The sequence below is a fragment of the Brevundimonas sp. genome (assembly GCF_016463485.1).
GTDB lineage: Bacteria > Pseudomonadota > Alphaproteobacteria > Caulobacterales > Caulobacteraceae > Brevundimonas.
In genome coordinates, this window is the sequence record NZ_JAEMRD010000042.1 from 1 (window position 1) to 23,482 (window position 23,482).

The following is a 23,482-nucleotide window of genomic DNA, read 5'->3' on the forward strand; positions in this document are numbered from 1 at the left end:
AACAACAGGGTGGAGAACTCACACCTGCCCTTCCGACGACGAGAACGGGCCATGGTGCGGTTCCGGCAGATGAAGACGCTTCAGAAGTTCAGCTCCGTCCACGCTGCCTTCCACAACCACTTCAACCAGGATCGCCACCTCATCAGCAGAGAGACATACAAAGCCCAACGCTCGGCCGCCCTGGCCGAGTGGAAGATGCTCGCCAGCTAGGGCCGCCTCCCCTGCCCGGACTCCGCTTTACTGGAGACGAGTTGGCGTTGGACTGACAGCACCCTGCTGCAAGGTCGCCGCGATGTCCGCCACAGCAATAGCGCGTTTCAGGTCGCGCGAAACCAGGACCAACCGGCCATCCGGCGTGCCGTCCGCGAGGGTCGAAAGTTTCATTGCGAGTGTCCCATTCTAGTTGCCGTCCGAGATGGTCGTGCCGCCATCCGCAATCAGGTTGTGGCCCGTGACAAAGCCCGAGGCGTCGCTGGCCAGATAGAGGATGCCCGCGGCGATTTCATCGACCTCGCCGGGCCGACGAAGGGGCGTCAGGCTCATCCGGCGCTCAAAGTAATCCGGGTTGTCCAAGATGGGCTGGGCGAACGGCGTCCGCACCAGCCCGGGTGACATCGTGTTCACGCGCACGCCCAAGGGTCCCCACTCGACGGCCAGGTTGCGCGCGAGTTGAGCTAGGGCGGCCTTGGACAGTCCGTACAGACCGATCGACTTGTTGCCCCGGACGCCCGCGATCGACGCGACGAGGACGATCGATCCCTTCCCGGCCCTTGCCATGCCGGGAGCCAGTTCGGCGCACAGCGCCATACCGCTTTTCAGATTGACGGCCAGCAGACGGTCGATCGCTGCGTCGGAGGCCTCGTGCAGTGGGCCGACGTGACCTTCCATGCCGGCGTTGGAGATCAGGATGTCGATCTGGCCGGTGACGCTGACTGCCTGACGAGCCATGGCCCGGACGGCGTCCAGGTCGGACAGATCAGTCTCCAGGGCATGGGCATCTATGCCCTCATGGCAAAATTCCGAGACCAGGGCCGCCAGACGATCGCCCTCGTTGCTGGACAGGACCAGGGTCGCGCCCACCGAGGCGAACAGGCGCGCCGTAGCCTCGCCGATGCCACCGGTCGCGCCGGTGATCAGGGCCGTACGGCCGGTCAGGTCGAAAAGGTTCAGGACAGCCTCCACCATCACAGGGCACGCGCAACGAGGGTCACCAGATCACCGTCGTGTTTGAGGCCCAACCGGTCGGCGATAGCGGTGCTGAGGGGCGGTTGGCTGCCAAACTGGGCCTGGATCTCAGGGTCGAGGGAGAAGGACACCTGCGCCGGGCTTTCGGTGAACCGCGCCTTCAAGGTCGCGACCAGGGCGTCAAATCGCACGCACTGTGCAGGCAAGGTAAAGGCCCGGCGGTCGATCCGCTGTCTCAAGACCAAGGCCGCATCGACGAGGGCCTCGACACAGGCGTCAGCAGAGAGCAGCCACGTTGTGCCGCTGGGCACGACCGGCAAGGTGATCGCCTCCCCGTCCCGGACGGCAAAGAACAGCCGGTTCAGGAAGGCCGACTTCAGCCGCACATCCGCACCCGGCCGTGCGACGACGCCGGGCAGGCGAACCGCCAATCCGTCGATCCAGCCTCGTGCCGAGGCTTGTTGGATCGCGATCTCGCCCATCAGCTTCTGGGCACCATAGATCATGCAGGGATTTGGCCGGGTCTCGTCGTCGATCTGCCGTTCGAACGGCGGGGCAAAGACCGCGATGGAGCTGGCGAAGACGACACGCGGCGGCGCTTCGGGTCTATGCAGGGCCTCCAGCAGCGCCAGAGTGCCTTCAACATTGACCCGGCGCGCCGTGACAGGATCCGCTTCAGCGGCCCCGCCCAATACGCCGGCCAGATGAAACACATGGCTGGGCGGCTCGCGCACCAACTCGGCCCGGACTGCCGGGTTGGCGAAGTCGCCAGCGACTAGCCTAACGCGAGAACCGTCCGCGGACGCGTCCAGAGCCCGGTCGTTTAATACAAGCTGCGCATCCGTAAATCGGGGGTGCTCCAGCAGACGATCGACCAGCCGCATGCCGATGAAGCCGTCGGCCCCGGTGACCAGGACTGGGCCTGTGATCGTCACGGCTGGACTTCTTCGAGCACCCGGCCCCCGACCTCGATAGGGATGGCCTCGATCAAGATGAAGGCGACACGGCAGATCTCCGTCGCGGACGGGTTGGTCCACAGGTGGTTGGTACCGCGCTGGACCACAATGTCGCCCGTCTCGGCGACCGTGGTTTCGCCTCCCTCAAGAGTCAGCTGCAGACGTCCGGAAAGCACGACGCCGTAGTCGATCGACCAGCTGCGGTGCATCGGCGACTGTTTACCCGGCAGCATATCGACGATCCGGATGACCGAGCCGCCATGCAGGGTTTTTCCAACAGGGGCTGGTCCATCCTCGCCACCATTGAGGTCGGCCGGCACCGTCGGTGTGGTCCAGACCAGCTGAAAGGCCGCATCGCCGCTGTCGATCCGCGTCGGGCTCAGCGTGTCGTCGGACCGGATGACGGCCCGGCCTTGGGCATCATGACCCGTTACGATGCGGCGAAAGCTTTTGTTCTCGGCTTCAGAGGCCATGTCATCATCCTTCGGGTATCGGGTCACAGCGGCATACCGGCTTGTTTTTTGCGAATGCGGTTGGGCCAGACGGAAGCCAGCGATAGGTCGACTTCGGCTCGCTGCATCTGATGATCAAAGGCGTCCTGGCAGGGGAAGCGATACACTAGGACCGTTCAATAGTCGGCCCGCCTCAGATCGCGCTTCGGAGGTGCATCGGTCAGTTGGTAACAAGCCCCTGCCCGCCCAGCCCAACGGATAGCCAAGGCGAACTTCCGAACCGCCTCGCCGACGCCGGTCGGGTCTATGCAATCAAGGTTTGAAACCATAAGGCCGCGCTTAAAGAACCCCGTCTGTATCGGCCAATCGAATTGGCCGTCACCCTATCAGGAAATGCGAACTCTGTTCTGGCGGGCTCCGTCTACCCAAACCGATTGCGAAAACGAATCCGACCATCCGACCATCCGACCATCCGGCGTAGCCAAATGGCCAAGCAGTGTTGTCACGTTAAGTTTGGCCGCCAACCAAGTAGCGTGGCCGGGGCTGTCAGGGTGGGCCTGTCAGGATAACTTCCCCGAGTCGAAAGCCCCCTACCCCGCCGCTATTTAGGCAACAGCCACCGCCCATGCGGCGTCCGCATCGGCGCGGAAGCGGCGAAGGGTGGGTCTGCTGATCAGATGCCGTTGGATGTTGAAGGTGTTGTAAATCGCCGCGTGGGTGGTGAGGAATCTCTGGGCTGAGGCTTGGGATTTGAAGCGCTGCTGCTGTCGCTCTCGTCGTCGGATCGGGAGGTGAGAGTTCTCGATTCGATTGTTTTCCCGAAGCCGGCCGGGTCGATGCAGATGCCTCAGATCCAGTTGATCCAGAGCCGCGCCATATGAGGCCAGGCCGTCCGTCGTGATCGTCTCCGGCTCTACTGGCCGTTTTTGAATCAAGCGCCTGAGCAGCTTCAGTGCGGCCTCCGTATCCCGCCGGCGCTGGACCAGCACGTCGAGGACCTCGCCTTCGTCATCGACGGCTCGCCAAAGAAACATCCGCTTACCGCCGATGTTGCAGACCACTTCGTCCAGGTGCCACCGCGGCGACGGCGGCCACCGCCGCTTCTTCAACCGGCGTGCGATAAGAGGCCCAAACTTGATCGTCCAGCAGCGGACAGTCTCGTAGCTGACGTCCACGCCGCGAGCCGCCATCAACTCTTCGACGTCCCGAAAGCTGAGGCTGAATCGGAAGTACAGCCATACCGCCTGACGGATCACCTCAGCGGGAAAGCGGTGGCGTTTGAACGAAATCGGCTTCACGAAATATCATCCTCATCAGCGGCTTAGCCGTCATCAGTGGAGACAAGTTAGCGTTAGACTGACAGCACCGATCGGACTCATAGACTACCGGCAGACGGCGTCGATCTGGGTGAGAGGGCTCCTCGCCGACGAGTACGGCGTGGATCGCGACAGCCTGTCCTGGATCAGCGGAGGCTTGAACGAGCCTTTGTTAGAGAGCCGGGGCGGTGCGGCTCCCGACGGAGTTCCATGCGCCGAGACAGTGGAGTCGCTCGACGCCTTGATCCAGCGCGGCGAAATCGACGCCATCATAAGTCCGATCGAGCCGAACAGCGCACGTGACCCGGCGTCGCGGGTCAGCAGACTGTTTCCCGACAGCCTGGCGGTGGAAAGCGCCTACTTTACCCGGACCGGAATCTTCCCCGTCATGCATTGCCTCGTCGTCCGCCGCACCCTTCTTGAGGCTCACCCCACGTTGACGGGGGCTCTGATGAAGGCGTTTGAAAACGCCCTCGTGTTCGCCCTCAAGGATCTCGACCGACGCGATTACCCGAAGGTCGCGTCGCCCTGGCTGCCGACGCACAGGGCCATGGTCCGTGCGGCTCTGAACTGCGAGCCGTGGACCTACGGGGTCGAGGCTAATGATGCAGCGATCTCGGCGCTGCTGCGCTACGCGCATGAGGATGGCCTCACCTCAAAGCGGCTGGATCCATCCGACCTCTTCGTTCCGGAAGTCCAGCATGGTCCCCCCGTCGTCTGACCCGGTTTGGCCCATCCTTTGATGAACTGACGTGCCGAAACCGGCCCATGAGCATTTTGGACGACCTTCAGGCAAAGACGGCGGCCGCATCGACGCGAAAGCGGCGAAGAGTGGGTCTGCTGATCAAATGGCGTTGGATATTTAAGGCGTTATAGATCGCCGCGTGGGTGGTGAGAATTCTGTGAGCTGAGGTCCGGGACTTGAACTGCTGCTGCTGCTGCTGCTGCCGTTCTCGTCGTCGGGTCGGGAGGTGCGAGTTTTCAGGTCGTAAGGTTCAAGATCAGCGCCTCGAAGGGGCGTCTTTTGGTTCTGCACACCTGGGTCACACCGTTCTGAATCGTCGATAATATTTCCTTACGATGCTTGTCGTTATGTCTGCCTCGTACGGAGGATGAAGGCAGTGGACGAAATCGCGAGGCTGGGCGTTCTGCACGATCAGGCGGTGCTCGATACTCCCCCGGAGGCACGGTTTGATCGCATCACGGCGATGGCGGCCGCGCACTTCAAGGCCCCCATCGCGCTGGTGTCGCTCGTCGACACCGACCGGCAGTGGTTCAAGTCCTGCATCGGCCTCGACGTTCGTGAAACCGAACGCGGCTGGGCGTTCTGCGATCATGCCATTCGACTTGGCGCACATGCGGTCATGGTCGTCGAGGATGCGACGCTCGACGCACGGTTCAAGGACAATCCCCTTGTCACCGGTGCGCCCGACATTCGCTTCTACGCCGGCGCAACCCTGACCACGCGCGAAGGGGTCAACCTCGGCTCGCTCTGCGTCATCGACACCGAGGCGCGTCCGACGCCGACCGAGGCGGATCTCGCCCATCTGTGTGCGCTGGCTGATCTCGTCGTGGACCAGATCGATCTGTCGCGAGCCAGAAAGGAGCTGGATGACCGGCACCGTATCCTCGATCTCGCCGAACGCTTGTCGGGGGCTGGATACTGGACCCTCAATACCCAGACCGGCGCCGTGTTCTGGTCCCCGCAGGTCTATGCGATCCACGGAGAGGACCCGGCGAGCTACAATCCCGCCCTGGGCGACGCCCTGGCGTTCTACATCGAGGAGGATCGAAAATTCGTCTCTGAGCTTATCAAGACACGCAGCGAGAACGGCCAGGGTTGGGACTTCGACGCCATAATCGCCCGCCGGGACGGCTCGCGCCGCAACGTCCGTTCGCTTGCAGAGGTGCAAAGGGACACCACGGGCTCTGTGACTGGCTTCTTCGGCGTGTTCAAGGACCTCACGGACGAGCGCAAGGCCATCGAGACGGCTGTCGAGCAGGAACGGCGCTATCGCCTGCTGGCCGACAACGTAAGCGACGTCATCGCCACCTATGGTCCCGACGGCGTCTTCAGCTACCTCTCGCCGTCTGTCAGCGAACTTCTGGGCTACTCGCCGGAAGAGATGATCGGGCGTACGCCCTATGACTTCATGGTCCCGGAAGACCATGCCCGCATCGCCCGAGAGTTCAGGCAGGCGGCCAAAACCCGGCTGCCTCTGACCGTCGAATACCGGGCGGTGACAAAGGATGGCTCGGTTCGGTGGCTCGAAGCGCGGTCCCGTTACCAACGCGATGAGAATGACGTCATCGTTGAGGTCAACGATTCCGTTCGAGACGTGACGGAGCGGCGCGAGCGTGAGGTGGCCCTCGCCGAAGCGCGAGCCATGGCGGAAGTCGCCGCGCGAACCAAGGCCGACTTCCTCGCCAACATGAGCCATGAAATCCGCACCCCCCTCAATGGAGTGCTGGGGTTCGCAGAGGTCCTTTCTAACACCGAACTGGATCAGGATCAGCGGCGATACCTCGATCGCATCCGGACGGCAGGAAAAGGGCTGTCGGCCCTGATCGACGACATCCTTGATTTCTCAAAGATCGAGTCCGGCAAGATGACGACGGAGCGACGAGCCTTCGATCTGAAAGGGCTCGCGACCGATGTGATCGACCTGACGCAGGTGAGTGTGGCCGGACGACTGGATCTGCAGCTCATGTTCGACAATGACGTCAGCCCCTGGGTGATGGGTGACGAGCAACGCACCAGACAGGTGCTTTTGAACCTGCTCGGCAACGCGGCAAAGTTCACGCATGAGGGTTCTGTCACACTGAGTGTCGGGATTTCGGCCGGACAGCTTGAACTTAGGGTCATGGACACCGGGATCGGCATTTCCGCCGAAGCTCTTTCCCGTCTGTTTCAGGGCTTCACCCAGGCCGACACGGCGGTCGGTCGCAGGTTCGGAGGGACGGGTCTGGGGCTGAACATCAGCCGATCTCTCGCCCGGCTGATGCACGGCGACGTGACCTTGGAAAGCCAACCCGACCTCGGGACCACGGCGATCTTCAGTCTGCCATATGCGCCGGCCGAGGCTCAGTCGCCGCCGGTTTCGGCGCCCGCAGACGCATCGTCGACCCGGCCCTTGAGGATTCTCGCGGTGGACGACGTCATGCCAAATCTCGAGCTCCTGGAGATTCTGCTTTCGCGCGATGGTCACGCCGTCGTTTGCGCCACGTCTGGAGACGAGGCGATCGGATTGCTTGGCGGGGACGACGGGTTCGATCTTGTCCTCATGGATGTGCAGATGCCGGGCATGGACGGTCTGGCCGCGACCCGTCTCATCCGCGCGATGGACAACGGGGCGCAGCGATTACCCGTGGTCGCCCTCACCGCGAATGTCATGGCCGACCAGATCGAGGCGTGCCGCGCCGCCGGAATGGACGACCATCTCGGCAAGCCGATCAAGGTGGAGGAACTACTGAGCCTGCTCTCTGCCGTGGCGGGGCTGGGTGATGGCCCTGCTACAACGGCGTCGGAAGACGTAGCGACGCAGGACCCTCTGGCAGAGTTGAAGGCAAGGTACAGGGCGCAGATGGACACGTTCGAGGCGGAGTTCGTTCGCATCGGAGCATTGCCTCTGGACCGTCGCGCCGACGCAATGGCGGCCTACAGTCACTCCATCGCGGGGACAGCCGGGAGCTTTGGCTTCACTGCGGTGTCAAACGCAGCCTTCGAGCTGGAAGCGGCAGCCAAACGGTGCCGAGACCTAGGTGGCGGGGCCGAAACGCTCGATCCGCTCGTCCGTGGACTGATAAGCGCGGTAGAATTCTCCTGAAAGTTGGTATAGTAAACGTCGACCGCTCGGCGGGGGGCCTGTTTCTACCACCGCAGCGAGTTATTCCGTGTCGAAATGCATTGTCGTCGAGGACGACCCGTTCTGGTCCTCCGAAATCAGCGCGGCTCTGTTGTCGGCGGATGTTGAAGTGATCCACGCCGCAGACGGTCGTGAGGCGCTGGACATGGCCCGCCGTCATCCCGACGCCAGTATGGTGCTGGATATCATCCTGCCGGAAGTCGATGGCGTCGAAGTTCTTCAGCAACTCGGTGCGATTGCTCCGAACATGTCTGTTCTTGCGGTCACCGGGGGTGGCCGCCTTGGTGCTGGATTCTATTTGAAGCTCGCCGAGACATTCGGTGCCAAGGCTCAGCTTGCCAAGCCGTTCACTCAAGGCCAACTTGTCGAGAACTGGATGGCTCTGGCCGCCTGATTCCTAGTAATGGATTGCGTCCAAGTGAGCACACGCCATTCTGTCCTGGTCGTCGATGACGACCCCTTCATGCGAGAGCTGTCGCGGATCCATTTGGAACGCGCGGGTCATGTTGTTTCCTTGGCAGAGGGAGGTGCCGAAGGTGTCGCGAAGGCCCGTTCCCTGGGGCCGGACGCCATCGTCATGGATTTTTCGATGCCGGGTCTGTCCGGCACCGATACCCTCAAGCAAATCCGTGCAGATCCAGACCTCGCCAGGACGCCAGTCCTGATGCTGACGGCATGGTCATCGGACGCCAGCCGTCTTGAAGCTGAGAATCTCGGCGCGACCTGGCTGGAAAAGCCACTCTCTGGTGAAGCGTTGATCGATGCGGTGGGCCGCATGATCGCGGCCTAGGTGCGCGAGATGGCGTCCGGTCTGAAGCCGCGCAGATCTCACCAGGTTCTGGTTGTCGATGACGACCCTTTCATCCAGCAACTCGCCCAGGCTATCCTGTCACCGAGGGGGCATAACGTCGTCGTCGCGGGCACGGGAGCCGAAGCCTTGGCCCGATTGGCTCAGGCACCTCCAGACCTGGTGCTTCTTGATCTCGGCTTGCCGGACGTCCCGGGTCTGGAAGTTCTGCGTCATCTCCGGGCCGCCCGCTCATGGGACCGTGTTCGAATTCTGATGCTCACCGCCTCGCATGAGATCGGCGACATCGTCCATGCGAAACAGGCCGGGGCGTCGGGATACGTCTGCAAGCCGATCCAGCCTGACACGCTGGCGGATATGGTCTGCGATCTGTTGGAGCAGGACAGCCTGCTCTGGCTGGATGACTACACGCGAGCTCACAAGGGATCCTGATCCCCGCAACCGGATTTTCATCTGTGGGTGCCAGGTTGGCCGCAGAGAGGGCCGTGTCGGTCCCTATGAATGGTGTTCGCCCTTGCCACAGCCCCGCGTTCTCGTCGCCGAAGATGATCGGTATCTGGCGGCTCTGGTTCGGCAGACGCTGGAAGGCCACGGAATGAAAGTGACGCTTGCCCAGAACGGCGAAGATGCGCTTCAACGTGCCGACAGTGACTGTCCAGACCTGTTGATCCTGGACGTGTCCATGCCGATCCTGGATGGTTTTGACGTGTTGCGCTCCCTGAAGGCCGACCGGTTTCACAGGGACACTCCAGTCATGATGTTGACCGCATCACGATGCGAACGCGACGTCCGACGTGCCGTATCGAACGGCGCCTCCGACTTCATCACCAAGCCCTTCCGCCCGGACCAGTTGGTCAAGCGGGTCAAACGCCTCCTCTCAGGCGTGCATTTTGAGTCGGCGTCAGACCCGAAACGAGCGGTCGGGGGCTCCAGCTGGACAGTTGCTGGATACTTGGCCTGAAGTCTTGGCGCTTCCGTCAAGTTTATCTCGAGCGCGATGCGGCCTTGAATATTCGGCAGGCGACGTCCTCCGACCCCCGCCGCCCCGTGCGACGCGTGAACACGGGTTTCATGCGCCGACCCGGCCCATCGAACAGTCGGCCCTGCAACGGCGCTCGCCCAAGGTTCGGAGCCCGGCGCTTCCAGACCACGCTGCGATGGTGAATCAGCGCCTGGACGGCGTCGAATGTGGCGCGAGCAACGATGGCCTCGTGACCGCCTTCGCAGGTCTGGCCCTTTTGGCGATACGGGATCTGACCACGTCAGGTTGACTGGCCGCGTCGCGCCGACCACTCTGCTGTCCAGTTCGGGCAGGCTTTGGTTTTGGGTAGGCAAGAGTGATCGAGGGAACGTCGGTTGCGAAAGCCGCCACTGCATCGGCCGCCGACGGCCGACTGGCCAGGCTGCATGACCGTCTGCTGGCCGACCCGTCCCTGCAGTTCGATCGGGCGGGCTTTCAGCCGCCTCCGGTCCCGGGTTGGCTGCGCTGGATCGGAGACCTGCTCCAGGTCATCGCTCCGTTTCTGAAATACGTTTTCTGGGGCGGGCTGATCGTCATTGCGGGACTGGTGCTGTTCGCCGTCGGTCGTGAAATCCTCAAGCTCAGGGCACCGCCGGCCAGAACAAGGACCTCGCCTCAGGGGGGCCAACCCGAGTGGCGGCCTGAGGCATCCGAAGCGCGCGACCTGCTGGCCCAGGCCGATGCTCTGGCGGCCAGGGGGTTGTTCGCCCAGGCCGCTCATCTGCTGTTGTTGCGCAGTGTCGAGGACATCCAGAAACGCCAGCCGCGCAGCCTGCGCGTTTCCCTGACCACGCGTGAGATCGCGGGCATGCAGGCCATCCCCGAAGCGGCCCGCCCGGCGTTCGTCCTGATCGGTCGGGTCGTGGAACGCAGCCTGTTCGGCACGGCCATCGTTGATGCGACCCAGTTCGCCGACTGTCGCAAGGCCTATGAAGACTTCGCCCTGCCCGGCGGCTGGTCCGCATGAGTCGGTCGTCAAATCTGACCGGGCAAGCCTTCTCGCCCCTCGCCATGATTGTCGTGGCGTTGGTCGGGGTGGTGTCGTTGGCGGGCCTGGGCGTTCTGTCGGCCTATTCGCCCGAACTGAAGACCGGCAACGACGGCGGCACCCACGCCCTGTCCAACTCGGCCACCGGCTTTGGGGGAATCGCGAGACTGGTGCGGATGGCAGGCACGCCGGTGACCCTGAGCCGGGGCAGGCTGAGCGACACTGCCTTCGACAGTCTGGTGGTCCTGACCCCACCGATTGGTGTCAATCCGGATCAGGTCGAGGATCGTGAGAACCGCCGCCCGCCCTCACCCCGCCGCCGCGGCAGCGGCGTTCCCACCGTCACCGACGTCCCCGCCGATCCTGAAGGTACCGGGAATGATCCGGCGGATCAGGACATGGGCCAGCTTGAGCATGGCGACGCGCCTCGGACTATCGACCCCCCCGTCATTGTGCCTGGACCCACGATCAACCCCGGCGGTGGCCCCGCCCTGATCATCCTGCCCAAATGGATCACCGTGCCCGACGCCGAGCGCCGCGGCTGGGTGGCCACGGCGGGCACCTATCCGACCGATGCCATCCTGGCCGTCCTGCCTGAGCGATTTCGCAAGGACGCGGTCCTGACCCAGCATAAAGGGCCCGCTTCGCTGGTCCTGCGTCGCCCCGGTGGGACCGCCGTCGGCAGGACGGTGCGGATCGAGAACCTGCAGACCCTGTCCGGCCCCGGCTGGATCCCCGTCGTCACGGATGCGTCCGGGGCCACCGTCCTGGCCGTCAAGGAGGGGACCCGGACCTACGTGCTGGCCGATCCGGACCTGCTGAACACCCAGGGGCTCAAGAGCCTGGACGGTGCCCGGACCGCCCTCGCACTGCTGGACCTGATGCACGCTTCAGACGCGCCCGTCCTGTTCGACCTGACCCTGCATGGCTTCCAGAGGACCCGCAGTGTCCTGCGACTGTTGCTGGAACCGCCCCTGTTGGGGGCGACCCTGCTGCTCGCCGCGATCACGGTGCTGGCCGGTATACAGGCGGCGGCCCGCTTCGGTCCGGCGCGCTCCACCGGCCGCGTCTTCGCCCTGGGCAAGCGGGCGCTCGCCGACAATACCGCCGCCCTGGTCCGACTGGCCCGACGCGAACACAGTATGGCCACCCCCTACGCGGCCCTGACGCGGGCCTCGGTCGTGCGCGCCATCGGGGCCCCGCGATCGCTGGACGAAACCGAGTTGACCGCCTTCCTCGACCGCGTCGGAGTGACGGCCAGGGTCACCTCGCCCTGGTCGGCGCTGGCGCAGCAGGCGTCGCGCGTCAGAACCCCGAACGAACTCATGCAGGTCGCCCGCGATCTGAACCGCTGGAAACAGGAGATGACGCGTGGACGTCAATGAAGTCAGATCGATCGCCGTCAGTATCCGGGCCGAGATCGCACGCGCCGTGGTGGGACAGGATGCGGCCGTCGACATCCTGCTGACCGCCCTTTTCGCGGGTGGCCACGTCCTGCTGGAAGGACCACCCGGGACGGCCAAGACCCTTCTGGCCCAGAGTTTCGCGCGAACGGTCGGCCTCGATTACGGGCGAATCCAGTTCACCCCCGACCTGATGCCCGGCGACATCATCGGGGCCAATCTGTTCAACTTCCAGACCTCGAGTTTCACGCTGACCCGCGGACCCATCTTCTGCGAACTGCTGCTGGCCGACGAGATCAACCGTACTCCGCCGAAGACCCAGGCCGCACTTCTGGAGGCCATGCAGGAGCGTCAGGTCACGATCGACGGCGTCTCCCACAGCCTCAGCGACCGGTTCACGGTCGTCGCCACCCAGAACCCGATCGAGCAGCAGGGCACCTATCCCCTGCCCGAGGCCCAGCTGGACCGGTTCCTTTTCAAGCACGTCCTGGACTATCCGACGATCGATCAGGAGATCGCCATCGTCTCGGCCCACGGCGCACGTACCGGCCAGATGGATCCGGTCGCCCTGGGGGTCCAGCCCGTCGCCGCACGCGCCGAGATCGACGCAGCCGTCGCCACCGTGGCCAATGTGCGCCTGACGCCCGAAGTAACCCGTTACATCGTCGATCTTGTCCGGGCCACGCGCGAGTCCGCCGATACCGACACCGGGGCTTCGCCGCGCGCCGGGGCCATGCTGGCTGTCGCGGCACGGGCTCGCGCGGTTCTGGACGGACGCGACTATGTCATTCCCGACGATGTGAAGATCCTGGCCGTTCCGACCCTGCGTCATCGGCTCATCCTGTCGCCCGCCGCCGAGATAGAGGGTCGGAAGGTCGACGAAGTCCTGCGCACCCTGGTCGATCAGGTCGCGGCTCCCCGATGAGAACTGCCTCGGTGATCCTGCGGTGATCTATCCCACCCCCCGCGCCATCGTCGTCCTGGCCGCCAGCCTGCCGATCGTCCTGATCGTCGGGATCGCGATCCCGGCCGGCTGGCTGGCGGGGCCGGCTCTCGTCGCACTGGCGGCACTGATGCTGGCGCTCGACGCCATCATGGGCGGGTCGCGAAGCGGGCTGACCCTGACGACGCCCGACAGGTTGACGCCCGGCCTCGGCCGACCCGGCCGCGCAGATTTCACCGTCCGCTTTGGGGCTTCCGGATCGCCAAGGCGCCCGGAGGCCGCCCTCGCCGCCGATCGCCGTCTGGGACTGATCCAGGGCGTTGTGCCTGCGACGCAAGGGGGGGAAACCGCGCATTTTTCCTTCCCTTTCGTCCCCGGCCGGCGCGGACCAGCCGATATCAGCAGGTTGTGGGTCCGCTGGACTGGCCCCCTGGGTCTGGTCTGGAAGCAGAAGGTCTTCGACCTGGACGACCCGACCACCATATCGACCGACCTTCAGGCTGTGCGCGACGAGGCGGTCAAACTGTTCGCCCGCGACGCCCTGTTCGGTGCGAAGTCGCAGATCGAACTGGGCGAGGGCTCCGAATTCCAGGCCCTGCGTGATTTTCAACCCGGCATGGACCGCCGCGCCATCGACTGGAAACAGTCCGCCCGTCACTCGGCCCTCCTGGCCAAGGAGTTCCGCACCGAGCGCAACCACCACGTCATCATGGCCCTGGACTGCGGCCGGGTGATGAGCGAGCCGGTCGGCGGAATGCCTCGCGTCGACCGGGCCATTCATGCGTCGCTGCTGCTCGCCTACGCCTGTCTGAGGTCGGGGGACCGCGCAGGACTTTACGCCTTCGATTCCGCGCCGCGCGTCTCGACGGGGGCCGCCGCCGGGCTGGAGGCGTTTCGCTCGCTCCAGATGGTCGCGGGCCGGATCGACTATTCAACGAACGAGACCAACTACACACTGGCCCTGAGCAGCCTGGCAGGCACGCTCAAGCGCCGGTCCCTGGTGGTGGTCTTCACCGACTTCACCGATTCGATCGCGGCCGAACTGATGATCGAATCTCTGGGTCGTCTGCTGCGCCGCCACCTGGTGCTGTTTGTCGTCCTGCGCGACGAGGAGCTTGAGGGGCTGGCGGAGGCCGAGGCCAACGACACCGACGACGTCGCACGCGCCGTCGTCGCCTCGGGCCTGCTGCGTGAGCGCGATCTGGTCGTCACCCGACTGCGCCGGATGGGGGTCCATATCGTCGATACCCCCGCAGACAGGATGGGGCCTGCCGTGATCAACGCCTATCTCGATCTCAAGCGGAGGGACCTGCTGTGATCACACCGCCCCCCTCATCCCTGCTGAAGAGCCAGCGCTTCCGTCAGGCGCGCGAGGGGGATTGGCGTCGTCTCGAACGGCTTCTCGACAAGGCCGAAAAGGGATCCTTCGCCAAGCTGACGGACGAGGAGATCCTGGCCGTGCCGGTCCTGTATCGCTCGACACTCTCGGCCCTGTCAGTGGCGCGCCAGACCTCGCTCGATCTCGGTCTGATCGCCTATCTCGAGACCCTTTCGGCCAGGGCCTATTTCTTCGTCTATGGCTCGCGATCGACCCTTCAGGATCGCCTCGCAGGCTTCTTCGCCCGCGACTGGCCCCGCGCGGTCCAGAGCCTGTGGCGCGAGACCCTGATCTCTGCAGGCCTGATGGTTCTGGGTGCCGTTGTCGCCGCCTGGCTGGTCTCCGCAGACGCGGAGTGGTTCTACGCCTTCGTACCCAGCGGCATGGCGGGTGGCCGCGACCCGGCCGCCTCGACCGAGACCCTGCGCCAGACCCTCTCGGGGGTCGAGGACGCAGGCGGCCTGTCGGCCTTCGCGACATTCCTGTTCACTCACAATGCCCAGGTCGCTCTTCTGGCCTTTGCCCTCGGCTTCGCCTTCTGCCTGCCCAGCGCAATGCTGGTTCTCTACAACGGTGCGACGCTCGGTGCCTTCGTCATCCTGTTCGCCGGCCGGGGACTGGGCGTCGAGGTCGGGGGCTGGCTGGCCATCCACGGCGTGACCGAACTGTTCGCCGTGACCCTGGCCGGGGCCGCCGGCCTGCGGATCGGCTGGGCCGTCGCCTTCCCTGGCGAACGCCATCGGCTCGAGGCGGCCGCCGAGGAGGGACGCAGCGCGGCGGTGGTCATGGGCGGGGTCATCGTCATGCTGTTCGTCGCGGGCCTGCTCGAAGGATTCGGGCGTCAGCTGATCACCGACACGGGTGCCCGCTATGCCATCGGCGGTCTGACCGCCGCGCTCTGGGGCACCTACTTCTATGCCTCGCGCCGGAGTGCCGCCGATGCCCGCTAGACCCGCCCCGGCCATCCCGCTCAACGCCACGACGCGGGCCTTCGTCACGCCTGAGGGTATCGATCTGGAGCTCCAGATCGGCGATGCGGGTCAGCGCGCAGGGGCCTTCCTCATGGACGCCCTGATCATAATCGGCATCCTGATCGGCCTGACGATCGTGGCCCTTCTGATGGCTTTGGGTGCAGGTGCGTCAGCGGGGCAGTCGGGCGTGGAGATGGTCGCCGTAATCTGGCTTCTGGGCTTCTTCGTTCTGAGGAATTTCTACTTCACAGCCTTCGAGCTCTCGGCCCGCGCGGCAACCCCGGGCAAGCGGATGATGGGTCTGCGGGTCGCCGCGCGCGACGGCGGTCGCCTGACGGCCGAGGCGGTCTTTGCCCGCAACGCCATGCGCGAGCTCGAGGTCTTCCTGCCCCTGTCTATCCTGCTCGGCCAGGCCCAGGAGGGCGGCGTTGAAAGCTGGATGTATCTGCTGGGCTTCCTCTGGGCCGGGATCTTCGTCTTCTTCCCGCTGTTCAACAGGGATCGCCTGCGGGTGGGCGACCTGATCGGGGGCACCTGGGTGGTGCGCAGCCCGACCCGCAAACTGGCGCGCGACATGGCGGATGATGGGTCCAGACGGCTGGCCCGGTTCGAGTTCACCCCGGCCCAGGTCGACGCCTATGGGGCCAAGGAACTTCATGTCCTGGAAGATGTCCTGCGTCACCGCGACCGTCCCACGATGCGCACGGTCGCCGACCGCATCGCCCGCAAGATCGACTGGCCGCGCACTCCGGGCGAGGACGACTATGACTTCCTCAGCGCCTACTACGCCGCCGTGCGGGGACGGCTGGAGCAACGGCTGCTGCTGGGCGTGCGACGTCGCGACAAGCACGACGCATAACCAACTCGGTCGAAGGCCTCAGTCGAACACAGACGCGATCTGCTCGGCCCCCACGCCTTCCTTGATGCTGCGCAGTTCGTAATAGATCGAGGCGATCCCGGCCGCCGAGATCACCGACGACACCACATTGACCAGCGGCGTCAGGAGCAAGTTGATGGGCGACGTCGCACCCGCTTCAAAACTGCCGGCGGTCGCCATGCCGACACCCAGGATGGACCAGGTGATGATCATCGTCGCGATCCCATAGATCAGAGCCAGGAAGAAGATCACCCAACGATTTCCGCGCGTCAGGTCGCGACTGCGCTGAAAACTCTCCATCACGCCCCGCTTCTCGGCCACCACTGCGGGTGCAGCGACGATCCACATGACCGACAGGATGATGCCCGGCACGACCAGCAGAATGAAGCCGATGATCAGGCCCAATCCCATCAGGATGGCCAGGCCCAGAAGCGGCAGGAAGGTCTTCAGCCCCGCCGAGAACGCCTCCCCCAGATCGATCTTGCGCCCGTTCAGCCCATTGATCGTCACGAAAACGACCGTGCCCTGAAGCACGAAGGAGCCGACGATAGCTAGGAAACCACCCACGACCGGCAGCACCCAAAGACTTCCGAAAGATGTGCTCGTTCCCGGAAGCTGTCCCAGGGCCTGAAACTGCCCCAGGGCGCTGATCACGTTCGGAACACCGATCAAAAGGACCGAACTGACCAGAAAGACTACCCAGTTCTGGCTGATCGCCGAAAACGTCCGTTGGACCACCCGGCCCATGTCGAATGTCCCGCCGTGAATATCCGTCGCTGTCATGCCTGCTCCCCTTTCCGCTACCCAAGCGGTTCCGGCGGAAACTGACAAGTCCCGCAAGTGCAGGTTGCCGTAAAAGGTTGTCGCGTCGGTATTCCACGGCAGCGCTCTGCGGGCACCAGCCGGTGACACTCCCATCCGGATGGATTGGGTGCTTCCTCATCCCAGAGCCACATTCCCGCGCACCCCCGGACCTTGTTCGACCAAAGTCGATCTGCCGCTTCAAGCCGATCGCTGTCACAGATCGACTTGACGCCCGTCAGCGGCGACAGAACAGCCGATGAACGGCGAGATTTAATTGGGAGGCCAACGCATGACCGACAGCGCCCTGGGTGCGCCAGAGATGGACCAGAAGGCCCTAGACAAGCGATCTCGCCTTGTCATCCTCGCCTCGTCCGTCGGCACCGTGATCGAATGGTACGATTTCTACCTCTACGGCTCTCTGGCCGCGATCATCACGACCCAGTTCTTCTCGGGCGTGAACGAGACGACCGGCTATATCTTCGCGCTCATGGCCTTTGCCGCCGGCTTCGCGGTCCGACCCTTCGGGGCCATAGTGTTCGGGCGGCTGGGCGACCTGTGGGGGCGCAAGAACACCTTCCTGGTCACGATGCTTCTGATGGGTCTGTCGACTTTCGTCGTCGGCCTGTTGCCGCCCTATGCGGCCATCGGCATCGCGGCGCCGATCATTCTGGTGGCCATGCGACTCGTGCAGGGTCTGGCGCTGGGCGGCGAGTACGGCGGAGCGGCGACCTATGTGGCCGAGCACGCGCCGCACGGCAAGCGCGGCTTCTACACCTCCTTCATCCAGATCACGGCGACGGCGGGCCTGATGCTCAGCCTGATCGTCATCGTCGGCGTCCGCTACACGATCGGCGAGGCGGCCTTCGCCGACTGGGGCTGGCGCATTCCGTTCCTCGTTTCCATCCTTCTGCTGGGCGTGTCCCTGTGGATCCGGCTGAAGCTGGCCGAAAGCCCGGCATTCCAGAAGATGAAGGACGAAGGCAAGGGGTCGACGACGCCGCTCAAGGACTCCTTCGGCAAATGGCCGAACCTGAAGATCGTGCTGATCGCCCTGATCGGCCTGGCGGCCGGCCAAGCCGTGGTCTGGTACACCGGTCAGTTCTACGCGCTGTTCTTCCTGGAAAAGATCCTGAAGGTCGACGGTGGCCTGACCAACATCATGGTCGCGATCGCGCTTCTGATGGCGACACCCTTCTTCGTCTTCTGGGGCTGGCTCTCGGACAAGATCGGCCGCAAGCCCATCATCCTGGGCGGCTGCCTGATCGCGGCGCTGACCTATTTTCCGTTGTTCCATGCCCTGACGAACGCGGCAAACCCGCAACTGGCAGCCGCGACCGCTTCGTCGCCGGTTACGGTCTATGCGGACCCCGCCGACTGCAATCTACAGTTCGATCCCATCGGCAAGACCGTCTTCAACCAGTCCTGCGACCTGGCCAAATCCTATCTGGCCAAGGCCGGCGTGACCTACTCCAACATCGCGGCTCCGGCCGGGACGGTGGCCGAGGTCCGTGTCGGTTCGGTCGTGATCCCCAGCTTCCGGGGCGAAGCCCTGTCCGCCGCGGACTTCAAGAGCCAGAAGGCCGATTGGGACAAGGGTCTGGGTGCGGCGCTCAAGACCGCAGGCTATCCGGCCAAGGCGGACAGCGCCCTGGTGAACAAGCCGGTCGTGATCGGCATCCTGTTCATCCTAGTCTTCTATGTGACCATGGTCTACGGGCCGATCGCGGCGGCGCTGGTCGAGATGTTCCCGACCAATATCCGCTACACCTCCATGTCCCTGCCCTATCACATCGGCAACGGCTGGTTCGGCGGCTTCCTGCCCACGACAGCCTTCGCCATGGTGGCTGCCACCGGCAACATCTACTATGGCCTTTGGTATCCGATCGTCATCGCCGTCGCGACGGCAGTGCTCGGCTTCTTGTTGGTCAAGGAAGGCAAGGACGTCGACATCCACCATTGATCGGCATGTGATCGACATCGTGTCGACATCGAATATGAGCCTTCGCGGGGCGGATCGGTCGAAGGACCGGTCCGCTCTTCGGCTTGCGTCGCGACGCGATCAGCGCTCTGGAAGACCCTGATGTACGCCCTGATGATCCTGGCGATGGTCGCCGTCTATATGGCGGTGTTGTTCGTCGTCGCCTGGCGCGGCGAACAGCCCGGTGACCGCAGGCCGAAGCGGGGCCTTGGCCCCTGGGCCTATGCGCTCAGTCTGGCGATCTATTGCACCTCCTGGACCTACTATGGCGCGGTGGGCACGGCCGCACGACAGGGCTGGGAATATCTGCCCATCTACCTCGGGCCGATCATCGGGATCGTCGCCTTGTTCCCGATCTGGAAACGGATCGCCGCCGCCGCCAGGACGGAAAACGCAGGCTCCATCGCAGACTTCATTTCGTCTCGCTACGGCAAGAGCCAGGGCCTTGGTGCGCTCGTCGCCTGCGTCGCGATCGTGGGCTCGTTGCCCTATATCGCCCTCCAGCTCAAATCGATGTCCATGGCCTGGACCCTGGTCACGGCAGGGACGCCGATGGCAGGGTCAGAGCAACTGACGGTCAGCCTGATTGCCCTGGCCCTGGCAGGCTTCGCGATCCTGTTCGGAGCACGTCGGCCCGACCTGACGGAGCATAACCGTGGCCTGATCCGGGCCATCGCCGTGGAGTCCCTGGTCAAGCTGGCCGCCCTGGTCGCAGTGGCGAGCTTCGCCGTGATCCTGTTGCTGGGTGCGCCCGATACCACCGACGTCGCGGTCGCTCTGGGCGAACTTGCCGAACTGCCCGAGATCGACGCCCGCTTCGTCGCCATCCTCCTGCTGGCGACCCTTTCGATCTTTTGTCTGCCACGCCAGTTTCACGTCGGGTTTGTGGAGTCCGGAGAGCCCCGGGACGTCCGGCGAGCCAGGTGGCTGTTTCCCGTCTATCTGATCGTGACCAGCTTGGCCGTCTTGCCTCTTGTCGCGGCTGGCGGGCTGTTCTCCGGCATCAGCGATCCGGATATGCTCGTGCTCGACATCCCTTTCCGCCAGGGCGAAAGGCTCCTGACAGCCGTCGTGTTCGTCGGTGGGTTCTCTGCGGCGACGGCGATGGTCATCGTTGAGACGGTGGCCCTGTCCGCGATGGCCTCCAACAACCTGATCCTGCCCCTGGTGGCCGGCGCGCGCTGGCGGCGCCGGGGAGACGCGTCTGACATTTCCCGGACCATCCTTCAGGTCCGGCGGATCGTCATCTGCGTGATCCTGTTCCTGGCATGGCTCTATTTCCAGACCCTGGATCACGCGACCGGACTGGCCTCCATCGGTCTGACCTCGTTCTCGGCCCTGGCCCAGCTCGCGCCGGCCCTGTTCGGCGCCGTGCTGTGGAGAGGCGGACACGCGCGTGGCGCAGTCGCGGGAATTGTCTGCGGCACGAGCGTCTGGCTTATACTGCTCGCCCTGCCGCAGATCGGGTCGGCGCTCGGGGCGGGGCCAATCCGCCCGTTCGGCCTCGACGACCCCTTGCCGCTGGCCGTCTTCCTCAGCTTGGGGCTCAATGTGGTCACCTATGTGCTGGTCTCGCGCGCCGCCCAACCGCGATTGGTAGACCGAATCCAGGCCCACGCCTTCGTCGATCGCCTCGGTCCGGACTGGCGCGAACGGTCGTCAGCGCCCTTCGCGGCTTCGGTCGGGGACCTGAAAGCCCTTGTCGGTCGGTTCGTCGGCGACCCCGGCGCCGAGAGGGCCTTCGCAGCCTTTGGACGGGAGACGGGCAGAGCGCTCAGGGACGCAGAGCCTGCCGACGCCGCCCTGGCGCGCGCGGCGGAGCGGATGCTGGCGGGGGCTGTCGGTGCGTCGTCGGCCCGTCGGGTCATCTCGGCGGCCCTGGCCGGAGGCGGACGTGCGCCTGAGGATGTGGTCCGCATGCTGGACGAGGCGTCCCAGGCCGTCCAGTTCAACCGCGAACTGCTACAGGCCACCCTCGACAACATCGACCAGGGGGTCAGCGTGGTGGACGAAGACCTGCGTCTCATCGCCTGGAATGCCCGCTACATCGAGATGTTCGGTCTGCCGGCGGGCTTCATCCATGTCGGCCAGTCGGTCGGCGCTGTCTATCGCCTGAATGCCGAACGCGGCGAGGTCGATCCGGACGACCTTGATGCCTGGGTCGAACGTCGACTGGGAGCGCTTCGCCGTCGCGAAGCCCATGATCACGAAAGGGCACAGCCGACCGGCCGCATCCTGAAATCGACCGGCGCGCCGATGGCGGGTGGCGGCTATGTCACCAGCTACACCGACATCACCGAGCTCCGTCGCGCCGCCCAGGCGCTTGAGGAAGCCAATCAGCAACTCGAAGCGCGCGTGGCGGACCGGACCCAGCGATTGGTCGAGGCCAGGCAGGCGGCGGAAGACGCCACCGCTTCAAAGACGCGCTTCCTCGCCGCAGCGAGCCACGACCTGCTCCAGCCCCTGCACGCTGCGCGGCTGTTCATTGCCGCCCTCAAGGAAGGCCAGGGCGCAAAGGAACCGGAGACCCGCAGGCTGGTCGAGCATGCCGACCGCTCGATCGAGTCGGCCCACGGATTGCTGAAGGCGCTGCTCAACCTCTCGCGACTGGAGGCCGGGGGCGTGCGCCCCGCTGTCCGCGCTCTGTCGGTCGAGGCCTTGCTCGACGATATCCGCCGTGAGTTCACACCTCTCGCGCTCGAAAAGGGACTGCGACTGACTGTCGTAGGTTCCAGCCGGTGGGTCGCATCGGACCCCGACCTTCTGAGATCCCTGCTCCAGAATCTGACGGGCAACGCGGTCCGCTACACAGACAGCGGGCGCATTCTGGTGGGCGCACGCAGGGTGGGACAGTCCCTGAGGATAGATGTCATCGATACCGGGCGCGGGATCGCCGAGGACCAGCAGGAGGCGATCTTCACCGAGTTCACGCGCCTGCCGGGCCAGGGCGGTGACGAACCCGGGGTCGGCCTCGGCCTTGCCATCGTGCGCAAGGTCGCCAGCCTGCTAGACCATCCCCTTGGCCTTCGCTCACGTCCGGGCTGCGGGTCTGCATTCACCGTGACGGTGCCCCTCGCGCCAGCCCAGGCCCCGGAGTCGCGCTCGCCCTCTTCTTCAGCGGAAACGCCGGGAGGCCTGAGAGTGCTTTGCGTCGACAATGAACCGGCCATCCTCGAAGCCCTGAGCGCCCTTCTGTCCCGGTGGGGTATGAGCGTCGTCACGGCCTCGAGTGCGACCGCAGCGCTGGATGTGGAGGGGCCATTCGACGCTGCCCTTGTCGATCTTCATCTCGGGCAAGGTCCCGATGGTCTGAGCGTGATCGAAGCGCTAGCGTCGCGCGGCGTTGGCCGTTTCGCCCTGATCAGCGCCGACGCCGACCCCACCCTGATGGCTCGCACGGCCGCGCTCGGCGCGGTCCTGATGGCCAAGCCGGTCAAGCCCGCGATCCTGAAAGCCTTCCTGTCCAGCCCGCGGGCGACCTGAACCCGCCTGGGCCATTTCAGACCTCTGTGGTCAACGCCTGGGCGGCGATCACGGCCTGGGTCCGGTTATGAACGCCCAACTTCCGGAAGACACCGGTCAGATGCGCCTTGATCGTCGCCTCGGTGACGCCGAGGTCAAAGGCGATCTGCTTGTTGAGTCTTCCCTGTTGCAAGCCGATCAGGATCTTGAGCTGCGCCGGCGTCAGGCTGGCGATCCGCGATTCCATGGATTCCATGGGAGCGACCTCGGTCAGGGCCGGTGCCCAGATGTCGCCCCCCAGGATGGCCCCTAACGCCTCCGCCATGGTTTCAAGCGTGGCCGATTTGGGAATGAAGCCTGCTGCGCCGAAGGCAAGCGCCCGGCGAACGGTGCCCTCGTCATCGCTCGCGGAAACGATCGCGACGGGCGCGGCGGGGAAGTCGGCCCGGATGCCGGCCAGTCCGGCAAAGCCTTCACTGTCCGAAAGCTTCAGGTCCAGCAGCAGCAGATCGACAGGACCGGTCGACAGCGCCGCTCGCGCGCCGGCCAGACTGGACGTTTCCTCGATGGCCGCATCGGGCGACGCGCGCGCCATGGCCGTCGAAAGGGCGGCGCGAAACAGGGGATGGTCATCGGCGATGACGATTCGGTCCATGGTGTTGCCTTCTCCCGAGCCGCGCTCTGACGTCGCGTGCCCTGCGCCATAGTGGCGCGCCCCGACCTTGGTCGAAACTAGACCAATGGCTAATGGCCCCAAAGCGGTTCCGCACGGCATGTCCAATCCCAGGCTCGCATCAGACGAGCTCCCCGGGAGAAAACCATGCTCAGAAACGTTTTGTTGGCCGGAGCCGCAGCGACCGCCCTGCTCGCAGCTCCGGCCCAGGCGCAGGAAAATACCGCTGCGCTGGAGGCCCGTATCGCCCTGCTGGAGGCGCAGTTGAGCGCGCTCAAATCCGACGTCCAGGCGTCGCACGTCCAGCAGTCGGCCCAGGCCCAGGACATCATCCGCATCGATCAGCGCGTCGCGACGACCCCGCCCACGTCTCCCCCCCCCGCACCGACACACGGCTTTCC

General features: G+C 64.7%; 22 protein-coding genes and 1 pseudogene. 16 read left to right on the forward strand and 7 right to left on the reverse strand.

All coding sequences use genetic code 11. The annotated features are described in order from the left end of the window. Window positions 1-210, forward strand: a 210-nt coding sequence (locus JHC99_RS08290; protein WP_366927747.1) for a DDE-type integrase/transposase/recombinase, incomplete at its 5' end; no start/stop codon positions are given. A 27-nt stretch (window positions 211-237) separates the two neighbouring features. On the opposite strand, the gene JHC99_RS08295 is transcribed toward JHC99_RS08290, so the two are convergent. From JHC99_RS08295 to JHC99_RS08315, 5 genes are all read right to left on the reverse strand, one after another. Then, window positions 238-384 carry a hypothetical protein gene (locus JHC99_RS08295; RefSeq protein ID WP_292153291.1) on the reverse strand — a complete coding sequence of 49 codons (147 nt, stop codon included), beginning with the start codon at window positions 382-384 and terminating at the stop codon, window positions 238-240. A gap of 15 nt (window positions 385-399) precedes the next feature. Further along, the gene (locus JHC99_RS08300; protein ID WP_292153292.1) at window positions 400-1,185 is read right to left on the reverse strand and encodes an SDR family oxidoreductase; all 786 of its coding nucleotides are present in this window, start codon (window positions 1,183-1,185) and stop codon (window positions 400-402) included. Next, a complete protein-coding gene (locus JHC99_RS08305; protein ID WP_292153293.1) occupies window positions 1,185-2,120 on the reverse strand; it encodes an NAD-dependent epimerase/dehydratase family protein in 936 nt (311 codons plus the stop codon). The genes JHC99_RS08300 and JHC99_RS08305 overlap by 1 nt, the downstream gene beginning before the upstream one ends. Continuing rightward, window positions 2,117-2,614, reverse strand: a complete 498-nt coding sequence (locus JHC99_RS08310; protein ID WP_292153294.1) for a cupin domain-containing protein — start codon at window positions 2,612-2,614, stop codon at window positions 2,117-2,119. Before JHC99_RS08310 ends, JHC99_RS08305 begins: the two co-directional genes overlap by 4 nt. A gap of 584 nt (window positions 2,615-3,198) precedes the next feature. After that, window positions 3,199-3,891 carry an IS6 family transposase gene (locus JHC99_RS08315; RefSeq protein WP_292153296.1) on the reverse strand — a complete coding sequence of 231 codons (693 nt, stop codon included), beginning with the start codon at window positions 3,889-3,891 and terminating at the stop codon, window positions 3,199-3,201. A gap of 139 nt (window positions 3,892-4,030) precedes the next feature. Between JHC99_RS08315 and JHC99_RS08320 the strand changes: the two genes are divergently transcribed. The 12 genes from JHC99_RS08320 (at window position 4,031) to JHC99_RS08375 (ending at window position 16,146) form a co-directional block, all read left to right on the forward strand. Further along, window positions 4,031-4,630 carry a hypothetical protein gene (locus JHC99_RS08320; protein WP_292153298.1) on the forward strand — a complete coding sequence of 200 codons (600 nt, stop codon included), beginning with the start codon at window positions 4,031-4,033 and terminating at the stop codon, window positions 4,628-4,630. Window positions 4,631-5,030: 400 nt separating this feature from the next. Beyond that, window positions 5,031-7,736 (forward strand): PAS domain-containing protein, encoded by a 2,706-nt coding sequence (locus JHC99_RS08325; protein ID WP_292153300.1) that lies wholly within the window; start codon window positions 5,031-5,033, stop codon window positions 7,734-7,736. A gap of 67 nt (window positions 7,737-7,803) precedes the next feature. Then, window positions 7,804-8,169 (forward strand): response regulator transcription factor, encoded by a 366-nt coding sequence (locus JHC99_RS08330; protein WP_292153302.1) that lies wholly within the window; start codon window positions 7,804-7,806, stop codon window positions 8,167-8,169. Between the two features lie 24 nt (window positions 8,170-8,193). After that, on the forward strand, window positions 8,194-8,565 hold the full coding sequence (locus tag JHC99_RS08335) for a response regulator (protein ID WP_292153303.1): 372 nt from the start codon (window positions 8,194-8,196) through the stop codon (window positions 8,563-8,565). Window positions 8,566-8,574: 9 nt separating this feature from the next. Further along, on the forward strand, window positions 8,575-9,015 hold the full coding sequence (locus JHC99_RS08340; RefSeq protein ID WP_292153305.1) for a response regulator: 441 nt from the start codon (window positions 8,575-8,577) through the stop codon (window positions 9,013-9,015). An 82-nt stretch (window positions 9,016-9,097) separates the two neighbouring features. Further along, window positions 9,098-9,544, forward strand: coding sequence for a response regulator transcription factor (locus JHC99_RS08345; RefSeq protein WP_292153306.1), 447 nt, complete (start codon window positions 9,098-9,100; stop codon window positions 9,542-9,544). A gap of 376 nt (window positions 9,545-9,920) precedes the next feature. Continuing rightward, window positions 9,921-10,571, forward strand: coding sequence for a hypothetical protein (locus tag JHC99_RS08350; RefSeq protein WP_292153308.1), 651 nt, complete (start codon window positions 9,921-9,923; stop codon window positions 10,569-10,571). Continuing rightward, on the forward strand, window positions 10,568-11,977 hold the full coding sequence (locus JHC99_RS08355) for a hypothetical protein (protein ID WP_292153310.1): 1,410 nt from the start codon (window positions 10,568-10,570) through the stop codon (window positions 11,975-11,977). The genes JHC99_RS08350 and JHC99_RS08355 overlap by 4 nt, the downstream gene beginning before the upstream one ends. Then, a complete protein-coding gene (locus tag JHC99_RS08360) occupies window positions 11,964-12,920 on the forward strand; it encodes a MoxR family ATPase (protein WP_292153312.1) in 957 nt (318 codons plus the stop codon). The genes JHC99_RS08355 and JHC99_RS08360 overlap by 14 nt, the downstream gene beginning before the upstream one ends. Window positions 12,921-12,942: 22 nt before the next feature. Then, a complete protein-coding gene (locus JHC99_RS08365; protein ID WP_292153314.1) occupies window positions 12,943-14,256 on the forward strand; it encodes a DUF58 domain-containing protein in 1,314 nt (437 codons plus the stop codon). Further along, the gene (locus JHC99_RS08370) at window positions 14,253-15,266 is read left to right on the forward strand and encodes a stage II sporulation protein M (RefSeq protein WP_292153316.1); all 1,014 of its coding nucleotides are present in this window, start codon (window positions 14,253-14,255) and stop codon (window positions 15,264-15,266) included. The genes JHC99_RS08365 and JHC99_RS08370 overlap by 4 nt, the downstream gene beginning before the upstream one ends. After that, complete coding sequence (locus JHC99_RS08375) at window positions 15,256-16,146, forward strand: RDD family protein (RefSeq protein ID WP_292153318.1); 891 nt, start codon at window positions 15,256-15,258, stop codon at window positions 16,144-16,146. The genes JHC99_RS08370 and JHC99_RS08375 overlap by 11 nt, the downstream gene beginning before the upstream one ends. An 18-nt stretch (window positions 16,147-16,164) precedes the next feature. Here the strand turns inward: JHC99_RS08375 and JHC99_RS08380 are convergent, their stop codons facing one another. Next, on the reverse strand, window positions 16,165-16,947 hold the full coding sequence (locus tag JHC99_RS08380; RefSeq protein WP_292153320.1) for a glycerophosphoryl diester phosphodiesterase membrane domain-containing protein: 783 nt from the start codon (window positions 16,945-16,947) through the stop codon (window positions 16,165-16,167). 310 nt (window positions 16,948-17,257) lie between these two features. On the opposite strand from JHC99_RS08380, the gene JHC99_RS08385 reads away from it, so the two are divergent. After that, entirely contained in the window at window positions 17,258-18,928 is a 1,671-nt protein-coding gene (locus tag JHC99_RS08385) for an MFS transporter (protein WP_292153322.1), read from the forward strand. Between the two features lie 120 nt (window positions 18,929-19,048). Next, on the forward strand, window positions 19,049-22,429 hold the full coding sequence (locus tag JHC99_RS08390; RefSeq protein ID WP_292153323.1) for a PAS domain-containing hybrid sensor histidine kinase/response regulator: 3,381 nt from the start codon (window positions 19,049-19,051) through the stop codon (window positions 22,427-22,429). A gap of 16 nt (window positions 22,430-22,445) precedes the next feature. On the opposite strand, the gene JHC99_RS08395 is transcribed toward JHC99_RS08390, so the two are convergent. Beyond that, on the reverse strand, window positions 22,446-23,063 hold the full coding sequence (locus tag JHC99_RS08395; protein WP_292153324.1) for a response regulator transcription factor: 618 nt from the start codon (window positions 23,061-23,063) through the stop codon (window positions 22,446-22,448). Window positions 23,064-23,228: 165 nt separating this feature from the next. Between JHC99_RS08395 and JHC99_RS08400 the strand changes: the two are divergent. Then, window positions 23,229-23,482, forward strand: a pseudogene (locus tag JHC99_RS08400) (porin); the annotation flags it as partial.

Coding starts and splice junctions, on each gene's coding strand:
- JHC99_RS08375 (WP_292153318.1), top strand. CDS start 15,256: ATGCCCGCTAGACCCGCCCCGGCCATCCCGCTCAACGCCACGACGCGG.
- JHC99_RS08355 (WP_292153310.1), top strand. CDS start 10,568: ATGAGTCGGTCGTCAAATCTGACCGGGCAAGCCTTCTCGCCCCTCGCC.
- JHC99_RS08295 (WP_292153291.1), bottom strand. CDS start 384: ATGAAACTTTCGACCCTCGCGGACGGCACGCCGGATGGCCGGTTGGTC.
- JHC99_RS08390 (WP_292153323.1), top strand. CDS start 19,049: ATGTACGCCCTGATGATCCTGGCGATGGTCGCCGTCTATATGGCGGTG.
- JHC99_RS08385 (WP_292153322.1), top strand. CDS start 17,258: ATGACCGACAGCGCCCTGGGTGCGCCAGAGATGGACCAGAAGGCCCTA.
- JHC99_RS08340 (WP_292153305.1), top strand. CDS start 8,575: ATGGCGTCCGGTCTGAAGCCGCGCAGATCTCACCAGGTTCTGGTTGTC.
- JHC99_RS08300 (WP_292153292.1), bottom strand. CDS start 1,185: ATGGTGGAGGCTGTCCTGAACCTTTTCGACCTGACCGGCCGTACGGCC.
- JHC99_RS08395 (WP_292153324.1), bottom strand. CDS start 23,063: ATGGACCGAATCGTCATCGCCGATGACCATCCCCTGTTTCGCGCCGCC.
- JHC99_RS08310 (WP_292153294.1), bottom strand. CDS start 2,614: ATGGCCTCTGAAGCCGAGAACAAAAGCTTTCGCCGCATCGTAACGGGT.
- JHC99_RS08380 (WP_292153320.1), bottom strand. CDS start 16,947: ATGACAGCGACGGATATTCACGGCGGGACATTCGACATGGGCCGGGTG.